Here is a 9,759-nt window from a genome sequence, read left to right as displayed (position 1 = left end):
AGTTCGCCATTCTCTTCGACGGCCGCTTCAGGCCGGTTTGATGAACCCGGCCCTTACACGGAAATTCCGACAGTCCCCCCGGCGCTCGGGCTCTCCAAGGACTGGGCCTTCAACATCATCGAGAGCGTCGGCAACTACGGCGAGATCTTCGACCGGAACCTCGGCCCCAAGACGCGGCTGGCCTTGGACCGGGGGCTGAACCGCCTCTGGTCACAGGGCGGGATTATGTACGCACCGCCCATGCGATAGCTGGCAGCCGTTCAGACGTAATCTGGACAAGACCCGTTCGCATCGACGCTTCCGCCTCGCTCTGTGGGAGTGTCTCTACTGGAGCACGCTGGTATGATACCCATCCAAGCAGGATCCGCCTCCGACCTCTTCGGCCATCGTCTTAAACAGCAACTTGAGATGGTCAGTCAGATCATCCTTCAGGTCTCGACGGAGGACCGACTGTCGCTCGCCACAACGCGTTTGAGCCGCATGCATCCTCTGGCCATCCCGGCCAATGGCAGCCTCGCACCATGGCAGGAGCGGCGTGCCAAGGAAATCATGCATTCACGTTTCGCCACACGCCTCACCATAGCCGATGTGGCACACGAATGCCGCCTCACGCCGAGTTACTTCGCCAAGGCCTTCCGCCGCACGACAGGCATGAGCCCGCATCAGTACCTGACGCAGGTTCGTGTCCAGGAGGCCAAGGGGCTTCTCTTGTCCTCGACATTGCCCCTGGCGGACGTTGCACTCATCTGCGGGTTCGGAGATCAGAGCTATTTCACGCGCGTCTTCTCCCGTTCTGTTGGCACGAGCCCTGGAGCGTGGAGAAGGGCGATGGCGCAACGGCAGGCTGTAATCTGCTCTCACGAGAGAACGAAGTCGGCACGGGGCTGACCCTATCCGGATTTCCGCATTGGCGACGTAAGCGGATCTTCATCTGGTCGGCTCCATTTCCTGGTTTGACCCGTCCCGGACCCACTTCGGCTGATGGGCCGGCCTTCGCCGCTCTCTACATTCTTGGGCGCAGGCTATCGGAACGTGAGCCACCGACCTCGTCATCAATAAGCCGATGTTGGGCGAGTCTCATTCGAGCCGACGCATGTTCACTATGGCTGACCGCAATGCTTCGTCGAACCCCGCACGATCAGTTCGGGAGTCGTAACCCGAGTTGCGATCTCCGCGCCAGAGTTTGAGATCTGGTCGAGGAGCAGGCGCGCGGCTTCGGCACCCATTTCCTGGTGCCGGATCCGCACGGACGTCAGGGGAGGGTGGACCATGTCCATCAAAGGCATGTCGTTGTGCCCCACCACGGAGACATCGACAGGGCAGGACAGCCCGCGAGCCGCCAATTCCTGGTACACGCCAAGCGCCAAGAGATCATTGCCCGCGGCAATGGCTGTCAAATCAGGGAAGCGATCCAGCAGCGTTGCGGCCGCCGCCTTGCCAGCCTCCCGAGTGTAAGCCGCCGCTGAGACGACGGCACTAGCGTCGAGCCCTGCGCCCTGCATGGCCTCGCAAAATCCGCGCAGGCGCAGCAGGCCGGTCGAGAGGTTTTGTGGTCCAGCCAAGTGGCCGATGCGGTGATGGCCGAGGCCGACCAGGTGCTCGACTGCGAGCCGCATGCCGTTCACATCATCCGAGATCACGGATGGCACCCGGCTGCGGGCCTCGGTGCGGTTGACCAGCACGGTCGGAACACCCGCCTCGAGGCAGCGGGTCAGGACCGGATCGTTGTCCTGCTGCACCGTCGCGAGCACAAGACCTTCGACCCGGCGCCCGATCAACTGGTCGACGACCTCGATCTGGCGGTTCACATCCGTGCCGGCATTGGCAATCAGGGCTGAGTATCCATTGGCCGAGAGGGTCTCCTCGATCCCGCTCAGGATCGGGGCAAAGACAAGGTTGGCCATATCGGGAACCGCAATGCCGACGAGGCGAGAGCGCTTCGTGCGAAGACCTGCCGCCAGAACGTCGCGGCGGTAGCCAAGACTCCGGGCCGCGGCCTGGACCCGCTCCACCACCTCCGGGGCGACAAGGTGGGCCGCAGCCGGATTGAGAGCGCGCGAGGCCGTCGAGCGGTGGACGCCGGCGGCATCGGCTACAGACTGCAGGGTCGCGGGCAGGCGGGTCGTCTCATTCACGGCGGCTAGAACCTCGGTCATCAGCAACGTCTTCGCTCCATTTCGTCGCATCTCCAGCAATCCGGCACAAGCCGCTTGACATACTGCAATCGATTGCAATAAATCTCTGCAATCGATTGTGCAATCGATTGTGCAAGGGAGAAGCGCCATGACTGCTCAGAACATTGCCCCGGCGCCACAAGACTTGGCTGCATCGAGCATCATTACGGACGAGTGCTCCGTCACCGATGTCGTCGTCGCCGCCATGGCGGGAGCCGAAAACGGGAGGTTGCGCCAGATCGCCGAGGCCTTCGTGCGCCACATGCATGCCTTCGCTCGCGAGGTACGCCTCACGGAGGAGGAGTTCGACCTCGGCATCGAGTTCCTGAACAGCATCGGGCAGGCGAGCCACGATCTTCACAACGAGGCGATCCTGTTCTCGGATGCGATCGGCTTCTCGACCTTGGTCTGCCTGCTCAACAACGGTCAGAACGGCGCCACCGAGACGGCGTCCGCTCTGCTCGGGCCGTTCTGGCGGATGAACTCGCCGCACACCGAGAATGGGGACTCCATTGTCCGCTCGCCCACGCCCGGTCCGGCCCTGTTTGCCCATTGCCGCGTCGCCGATCCCAAGGGCCAGCCGCTGGCGGGCGTCGAGGTCGACGTCTGGCAGGCCTCACCGGTCGGGCTGTACGAGAACCAGGATGCCAACCAGTGCGAGATGAACCTGCGTGGCAAGTTCACGACCGACCAGGACGGTCGCTTCTGGTTCCGGTCCGTGAAGCCGGCGGGCTACCCAGTGCCGACGGATGGGCCAGTTGGCGACCTGCTCCGCGCCCAGAAGCGCCATCCCTACCGCCCGGCGCACCTGCACTTTCTCGGCTTCAAGCCCGGCTACAAGACCCTGATCACCCAGGTGTTCGTCGACGATGACGGACGCCTCGAAAGCGACGTCGTCTTCGGCGTCACACGCCATCTGATCGGAAATTTCCGGCCTGGGGAGGGCACCCCGCCCGCGGCCGATGTGACAGGTCCCTGGTACCGGCTCGACTACGAGTTCGTGATGGAGCCCGGCGAGGCCAAGCTCCCCAAGCCCCCGATCAAGTGAATCCAACGCCACCCGCCATCCAACGAGGTCCAGCCATGTCATCTGCTGCTGTCATCACCGGCGAGCCCGTCTCGGCGCCCGAGCCGCGCCGCCCGACCTATCCGCGATCCCTGCAGGACAAAGTCGCGCTGGTAGTCGGCGGCGCAGGAGCCATCGGCGCCGCGACCAGCCGCATGCTCGCCCAAGCCGGCGCCACGATCATCGTGACCCACATGACGACGGAGCGGGACACGCAATCGGCGACGGCGCTCATCGCCGAACTCGGGGACCGCCATGCGGCCTACCCGGCGAATGTCGCTGACACATCCACCCTGCTTGCCTTGCGGGAGCAGATCGAGGCCCGCTACGGCCGGCTCAACATCCTGGTGAATGCGGCCGGGGTCACCAAGCCGGTGCCGCACGCCGATCTGGAGGCGCTCACCGACGAATTCATCGACCAGATGTTCCAGGTGAACTGGCGTGGCCAGTTCGCGGCCATCCGCACCTTCGCGCCTCTGCTCAAGGCCTCGGGTGACGGGCTGGTGGTGTCGATCTCGTCGATCGCCGCCTTCACCGGAGTTGGCTCGTCGATCGCTTATTGCGCCGCCAAAGCCGGCATTGACGTGATGACCAAGGCACTCGCGCGGGTGCTGGCGCCCGAGGTCCGCGTGTTGGCCGTGTCACCGGGCGTGGTCGACACGAACTTCGTTCCGGGCCGTGGCGCCGACTTCAACGAGAAGGTGTCGAACTCGACTCCGCTCAAGCGCATCGCCGAAGCCGAGGACATCGCCGCCGCCATCACCGCCTGCGCCACGATGCTGGGCTACTCGACCGGACACACCATCCAGGTCGATGGCGGCCGAGCGCTCTGAGGCAGGAGGCCGCTATGCGTTCGCCCCGCAACAAGGTTTTCATCACCTGCGCCGTCACCGGCAACCTGACGACGCCCGATCAGACGCCGCATCTGCCGATCACGCCGGAGGAGATCGCGGACGCGGCGCTGGGCGCTGCCGAGGCCGGCGCCGCCATCGTTCACCTTCACGTTCGCGATCCCGAGAGCGGCAAGCCTTCGATGGCGCTCGAATACTACCGCGAGGCCGTCGAGCGCATCCGGGCGAAGAATACTCAACTGATCCTCAATCTCACCACGGGCCCGGGCGGACGCTTTGTGCCCTCCGAGAATGATCCAAAGGTCGCCGGACCAGGCACCACGCTCCTGCTCCCGGAGAAGCGCGTCGAGCATGTTGCGGCACTCAGGCCCGATATCTGCACCCTCGACCTCAACACCATGAACTCCGGCAAGGAGGTCGTGATCAACACGCCCGGGAACGTGCGCCGCATGGCGAGCGTGATCGCCACAGCTGGCGTCAAGCCTGAGATCGAGTTGTTCGACTCGGGCGACATCGCCCTGATGCACGACCTGGTCAAGGACGGAACGCTCACAGGCCCGGTTCTGTGTTCCTTCGTGATGGGGGTGCGCTACGGCTTCCAGCCGTCTCCCGAAACAGTGCTCTACGCCCGCAACCTCCTGCCGTCGGACGCCCAGTTCACAGCCATCGGGATCGGACGGACGGCCTTCCAGAGCGTGGCGCTCTCATACCTTGCTGGCGGGCACGTGCGTGTCGGCCTCGAGGATTCCATCTACCTCGATCGCGGCGTTCTCGCCCCATCGAACGCCGCCATGGTCGAGAAGGCCCGCCGGATCGTCGAGGACCTCGGCGGGCAAATCGCACCGCCGCGCGAAGCCCGGGACACCATCGGTCTGCCGACCCGCCTTGCCGACGCAAAGCACGTGGCCTGAACCAGCCAACACATCCAAAGGAGGTCCCTGTGACCGCTGCATCACTCTCGCCAGCCCCAATCTCCACGCCGACTCTCGAAGCAACATGCCTGCGTCTCAATGCCAAGGCCCCCGACGCAGGAAGTGTTACCCCTTGCATCGAACGGGTTCGTCTCTCGTGGAACCGGCCCGATGACGTCCTCGTCGAGATCAAGGCTGCGGCCGTTAACCCGTCCGACATTAAGGCCGCGATTGGCCTGATGCCGTATGCCGTTTTCCCGCGCACCCCTGGCCGTGACTTTGCGGGCGTGGTGGTGGACGGCCCAGCCAACCTCGTCGGCAAGGAGGTGTTCGGCTCGTCCGGCGATCTCGGAATCCGCCGCGATGGAACACACGCCACCCACCTCGTTGTGGAGGCGGGCGCGGTCGTCGAGAAGCCAGCGGGTATCAGCCTGCAGGAAGCCGCGGGCATTGGCGTGCCGTTCGTGACGGCCCTGGAAGGCTTTCGGCGCTCGGGATTGCCCAAGCCCGGCGAGACGGTGCTGGTGCTGGGGCTCAACGGCAAAGTGGGCCAAGCGGCCACCCAGATCGCCACTTGGCTCGGCGCCCGCGTGATCGGCGTCGTGCGCAGGCCAGAAGGCTATGAGGGCCATGCGAATAGTCCCATCGTGGTGATCGACTCGTCATCGACGGATGTCGCGGCCCGGGTGAAGGAGCTGACAGGCGGCAAGGGTGCCGACATCGTCTTCAACACCGTCGGCGATCCCTATTATCAGGCCGGCACCGCCTCGCTCGCCAAACTCGGGCGGCAGATCTTCATCGCAGCCGTGAACAGGATCGTCGAATTCGACATCTTCGCCTTCTACCGCGGCCGGCACACCTACGTGGGGATCGACACCCTCGCCCTGTCCTCCGCCGAGACGGCGGATGTCTTGCGCGAACTCGCTCCGGGATTCGCAAGGGGTCACCTCAAGCCATTCCCAATCAGCCCCGAGGGAGTCTACGCACTGGAGGATGCCGCCGAGGCCTACGTGAAGGTCATGGGGTCGTCCCGCGATCGCATCGTCCTGGTTCCGAGCCGGTGAGGTGGTCCGATGAACATCGTCCGCTTTGACGCCGCTCCCGAATACCAAGCGCCCGGCCATGACCTAATGCGGATGGTCCGCCTGCAGGGGCGGGAGGCCGGGCCCTCCGAAAATCTCTGGCTCGGAGTTTCCACGATCGCGCCCGGTGGCGGCACCACGCTCGACGCCTCGGGTCTGGAGAAGATGTACGTCGTCCTCGACGGCGAGGTCACGATTTCGAACGGCCACGAGGAGGCGGTGCTCCGCCCATGGGACTCGTGCCGTATCGCACCGAACGAGGGGCGGGCCCTCAAGAACAACACCAACCAGCCCGCCACCATCCTGCTCGCCATGCCACTCCAGACGGCACCGGCGTGATGTCGAACGGTCTGCAAGGGAGGTACCTATGAACCGTCGTGATTTTTTGACAGCTGCTATTCTTGGTGCGAGTACCGCGTTCACGAGTATTTCGGCCTTGGCCCAGTCCGCCGATTCCGTACTATCCTACCCGACCCAGCTGGTCAGGATTGTGGTGCCGTTCTCCGCCGGCAGCATGACCGACATTCTGGCCCGCGCCATCGCCGAGAAGCTCTCCGTGCGATGGAAACAGCAGGTGATCGTCGAGAACCGGCCCGGCATTGCGGGCACGGCGAGCATCGCCAAGGCGCCACCTGACGGTACCACGATCATGCTGACGTCGAACGGGCACACCGTCATCGGCGCCATGAACCGCACCCTGAACTTTGACCCGCTGAACGACTTCGTCGGCGTAACGCAGGTTGCGTCGATGCCGTCGATCCTGGTGGCTCCGCCCGACGGGCCCACGAAATCGCTGAAGGATCTGATCGAGGCGGCCCGATCCAAGCCGGGAGCCCTCAACTACAGCTCGGCCGGGTTGGGAAGCGCCACGAACATCGCGGCCGAGGTGTTTCGGCAGGCCACCAAAACCGAACTGGTGCATGTTCCCTACAAGGGCATGCCCGAATCCCAAACTGCCATCCTCCGCGGCGACTCCGCCATGGGCTTCACCTTCTTCAATGTGGGTGGCGACCTGATCCAGGCCGGCAAGATGCGAGCCCTCGCGGTGACGGGCACCAAACGCATGCCACAACTGCCCGATGTCCCGACCTTTGCAGAAGCGGGAGTGCCCGATTTTAACTACGACGCGTGGTTCGGGGTTCTGGCGCCAGCGGCGACGCCGAAGTCGATCGTCGACAAGGTCGGCAAGGATATCGCCGAGATCGTCAGCGCGCCCGATATGAAGGCCCGCTTCGAGGCGCAGGGAGTCTATCTGGTGTCGTCCTCGCCGCAGGTGTTCGACCGCGTCCTACGGAGTGACGCTGATCGTTTCGGCAAGCTCTATCAAAAGACCCTAGGAAACTGAGCGACCCGGTCAGCACGACGCCTCTGAATGAACGAGGCCCGCTCAGACTCCTAAGACCCGCGACCTGCCGGGGCAACAGGCTGATACTACCGAGACGACAACACCAACACCGCGACGGCCAGGAAGCCGCCCGTCTCACCCCAGCGAAACGTCCGAACAAATGCTTCAGCATCGCCTCCCGAGGGACGCGTGACGGAGCTCCTTGACCCAAGGAGGGTGCAATGGCCACCGCCACCACGACATCGACACCAACACGGAAGCCGTTCTACAAGATTCTCTATGTCCAGGTTCTCATCGCAATCGCGATCGGGATTATGGTCGGTCATTTCTGGCCGACGATTGCCGTGGAATTGAAACCTCTCGGCGATGGCTTCATCAAGCTCATCAAGATGGTGATTGCCCTCGTGATCTTCTGCACTGTCGTGTCCGGCATATCCGGTATGGAGAGCATGAAGAAGGTCGGGAGCATCGGCGGCAAGGCGCTGCTCTATTTCGAAGTTGTCTCGACGCTGGCCCTCGCGATCGGCCTGGTTGTCGGAAACTGGCTTCGGCCCGGCGCTGGCTTCAACGCCAACCCGGCCACTCTAGATGCCAAGGCCGTCATGAGCTATGCCGGCAAGGCGCAGGAGCAGACCGTCACCGAGTTCCTGCTGAACGTGATCCCAAACACAGTCATGGATGCCTTTGCAAAAGGCGACATCCTGCCCGTCGTTCTGATCTCGCTCCTGTTCGGATGCGTGCTGGCGCGGCTCGGCGATCGCGGCAAACCTGTCAAGGACATGATCGATGCGGCGAGCGGCCTCGTCTTCGGCGCGATCAACATCATCATGAAGCTCGCCCCGATTGGGGCGTTCGGGGCCATGGCCTTCACCATCGGGCGCTATGGCATCGGCTCGCTCGGGCCGCTCGCCATGCTGATCGGTACGTTCTACCTGACGTCGCTCATCTTCGTGGTGGTGGTGCTCGGGGCGATCGCATGGGCCGCCGGCTTCAACATCTTCCGGTTCCTGGCCTACATCAAGGAGGAGATCCTGATTGTGCTGGGTACCAGCTCCTCCGACTCGGCCCTGCCGTCCCTGATGGAGAAGCTGGAGCGCCTCGGCTGCTCGAAGCCGGTCGTCGGGCTTGTCGTGCCGACCGGGTACGTATTCAACACCGATGGCACCAGCATCTACATGACGATGGCGGCCCTGTTCGTGGCCCAGGCCACCAATACGGACCTGAGCCTGACGCAGCAGCTGGCCATCTTCGCCGTCGCCATGCTGACCTCGAAAGGCGCGAGCGGCGTGACTGGCGCCTCCTTTATTGCCCTTGTCGGAACGCTCTCGGTGGTGCCCACGATCCCGGTGGCCGGGATGGCTCTGATTCTTGGCATCGACCGCTTCATGAGCGAGGCCCGGGCGCTGGTGAACATGATCGGCAACGGTGTCGCCACGGTCGTGATGGCCCGATGGGAGGGAGAGCTCGACCAGGCTCGCATGGATGCCGTGCTACGCGGCCACGGCAGAACCGAAGACCCAGTCTTCCCTGGCGACGTCGAAGCCATAGCACCACGCCACAGGACACCGCCTGTCGAGCAGGTGGCATGAGAGCTCAAGCCAATACCCCGGCAGCGTGCTTGCTGCCGGGAACCCAAAGAATGCTTCCGAAGGAACTGAGTTATGCCGATCTACAGCCTTGATGGAGTTGCTCCTGAGCTTCCGCACCCGAAGGAGATCTGGATCGCACCGGACGCCGACGTGATCGGCCGCATCCGGCTTGGGTCCGACGTCAGTGTCTGGTTCGGGGCCATGCTCCGCGGTGACAACGAATGGATCGAGATTGGCGCTCGCACCAACATCCAGGATGGCGCGGTACTCCACACGGACATGGGCTACCCGCTCACGGTTGGCGAGGGTGTCACGGTTGGGCACCATGCCATTCTGCATGGCTGTTCCATCGGCTCAAACACGCTGATCGGCATGGGAGCGACGATCCTCAACGGGGCCCGAATCGGTGCCAATTCGATTGTGGGAGCGAACGCCCTTGTGACCGAGGGCAAGGAGTTCCCGGACGGCTCCTTGATCGTTGGCTCGCCCGCGAAGGTCGTGCGCTCACTTGATGCCGATGCCATTCACCGTCTTCGTTCGAGTGCAGCACGTTATGTCGACAACGGTCGCCGCTATGCAAAAGGGCTTGTTCGTATCGACGAAGACCCTGCCGACAGGACTGTGATCGTAAAAGTCGGATCTCAAAACGACTGGGGTTTAATCAATGAATAAGGTTTACAGCGATGCGCGGTCTGCGCTGGCTGGGCTTGTGAAGGATGGCATGACCATCATGGCCGGGGG

General features: G+C 63.6%; 10 protein-coding genes and 1 pseudogene. 10 read left to right on the top strand and 1 reads right to left on the bottom strand.

What is annotated here, in order from left to right; genetic code table 11:
- Both DC522_RS31155 and DC522_RS31150 read left to right on the top strand, forming a co-directional pair.
- Positions 1-249: pseudogene (locus DC522_RS31155) on the top strand (hypothetical protein); the annotation flags it as partial.
- Positions 250-342: 93 nt separating this feature from the next.
- Positions 343-888 carry a helix-turn-helix domain-containing protein gene (locus DC522_RS31150; protein ID WP_245444710.1) on the top strand — a complete coding sequence of 182 codons (546 nt, stop codon included), beginning with the start codon at positions 343-345 and terminating at the stop codon, positions 886-888.
- 212 nt (positions 889-1,100) lie between these two features.
- Here the strand turns inward: DC522_RS31150 and DC522_RS31145 are convergent, their stop codons facing one another.
- Positions 1,101-2,156, bottom strand: coding sequence for a LacI family DNA-binding transcriptional regulator (locus tag DC522_RS31145; protein ID WP_205769861.1), 1,056 nt, complete (start codon positions 2,154-2,156; stop codon positions 1,101-1,103).
- A gap of 127 nt (positions 2,157-2,283) precedes the next feature.
- Here DC522_RS31145 and DC522_RS31140 point away from each other — a divergent pair, with 127 nt between their 5' ends.
- The 8 genes from DC522_RS31140 to DC522_RS31105 all read left to right on the top strand — a co-directional run bounded on the left by DC522_RS31140 (position 2,284) and on the right by DC522_RS31105 (position 9,690).
- Entirely contained in the window at positions 2,284-3,222 is a 939-nt protein-coding gene (locus tag DC522_RS31140; RefSeq protein WP_116532353.1) for a dioxygenase, read from the top strand.
- A gap of 35 nt (positions 3,223-3,257) precedes the next feature.
- Positions 3,258-4,073, top strand: a complete 816-nt coding sequence (locus tag DC522_RS31135; RefSeq protein ID WP_116532352.1) for an SDR family NAD(P)-dependent oxidoreductase — start codon at positions 3,258-3,260, stop codon at positions 4,071-4,073.
- 14 nt (positions 4,074-4,087) lie between these two features.
- Positions 4,088-5,002 carry a 3-keto-5-aminohexanoate cleavage protein gene (locus DC522_RS31130; protein ID WP_116532351.1) on the top strand — a complete coding sequence of 305 codons (915 nt, stop codon included), beginning with the start codon at positions 4,088-4,090 and terminating at the stop codon, positions 5,000-5,002.
- Between the two features lie 29 nt (positions 5,003-5,031).
- Positions 5,032-6,066 (top strand): zinc-binding alcohol dehydrogenase family protein, encoded by a 1,035-nt coding sequence (locus DC522_RS31125; RefSeq protein ID WP_116532350.1) that lies wholly within the window; start codon positions 5,032-5,034, stop codon positions 6,064-6,066.
- Positions 6,067-6,075: 9 nt separating this feature from the next.
- Entirely contained in the window at positions 6,076-6,423 is a 348-nt protein-coding gene (locus tag DC522_RS31120; RefSeq protein WP_116532349.1) for a cupin domain-containing protein, read from the top strand.
- Positions 6,424-6,451: 28 nt separating this feature from the next.
- Positions 6,452-7,429 carry a tripartite tricarboxylate transporter substrate binding protein gene (locus DC522_RS31115; RefSeq protein ID WP_116532348.1) on the top strand — a complete coding sequence of 326 codons (978 nt, stop codon included), beginning with the start codon at positions 6,452-6,454 and terminating at the stop codon, positions 7,427-7,429.
- Between the two features lie 221 nt (positions 7,430-7,650).
- Positions 7,651-9,018 (top strand): dicarboxylate/amino acid:cation symporter, encoded by a 1,368-nt coding sequence (locus DC522_RS31110; RefSeq protein ID WP_116532347.1) that lies wholly within the window; start codon positions 7,651-7,653, stop codon positions 9,016-9,018.
- 72 nt (positions 9,019-9,090) lie between these two features.
- Positions 9,091-9,690: a gamma carbonic anhydrase family protein gene (locus tag DC522_RS31105; protein WP_116532346.1), complete on the top strand. Its 600-nt coding sequence runs from the start codon at positions 9,091-9,093 to the stop codon at positions 9,688-9,690.
- The last annotated feature ends 69 nt before the right edge of the window (positions 9,691-9,759 follow it).

It is taken from the genome of Microvirga sp. KLBC 81 (assembly GCF_003075415.1).
Taxonomy (GTDB): Bacteria; Pseudomonadota; Alphaproteobacteria; order Rhizobiales; family Beijerinckiaceae; genus Microvirga.
Note: the sequence above shows the minus strand (reverse complement) of the source record. Positions and strands in the feature narration are given on the sequence as shown.

Excerpts from the sequence above, each read along its gene's own strand:
- DC522_RS31110 (WP_116532347.1), top strand. The coding sequence starts at position 7,651 with ATGGCCACCGCCACCACGACATCGACACCAACACGGAAGCCGTTCTAC.
- DC522_RS31105 (WP_116532346.1), top strand. The coding sequence starts at position 9,091 with ATGCCGATCTACAGCCTTGATGGAGTTGCTCCTGAGCTTCCGCACCCG.
- DC522_RS31145 (WP_205769861.1), bottom strand. The coding sequence starts at position 2,156 with ATGACCGAGGTTCTAGCCGCCGTGAATGAGACGACCCGCCTGCCCGCG.
- DC522_RS31115 (WP_116532348.1), top strand. The coding sequence starts at position 6,452 with ATGAACCGTCGTGATTTTTTGACAGCTGCTATTCTTGGTGCGAGTACC.
- DC522_RS31120 (WP_116532349.1), top strand. The coding sequence starts at position 6,076 with ATGAACATCGTCCGCTTTGACGCCGCTCCCGAATACCAAGCGCCCGGC.
- DC522_RS31130 (WP_116532351.1), top strand. The coding sequence starts at position 4,088 with ATGCGTTCGCCCCGCAACAAGGTTTTCATCACCTGCGCCGTCACCGGC.
- DC522_RS31135 (WP_116532352.1), top strand. The coding sequence starts at position 3,258 with ATGTCATCTGCTGCTGTCATCACCGGCGAGCCCGTCTCGGCGCCCGAG.
- DC522_RS31150 (WP_245444710.1), top strand. The coding sequence starts at position 343 with ATGATACCCATCCAAGCAGGATCCGCCTCCGACCTCTTCGGCCATCGT.
- DC522_RS31140 (WP_116532353.1), top strand. The coding sequence starts at position 2,284 with ATGACTGCTCAGAACATTGCCCCGGCGCCACAAGACTTGGCTGCATCG.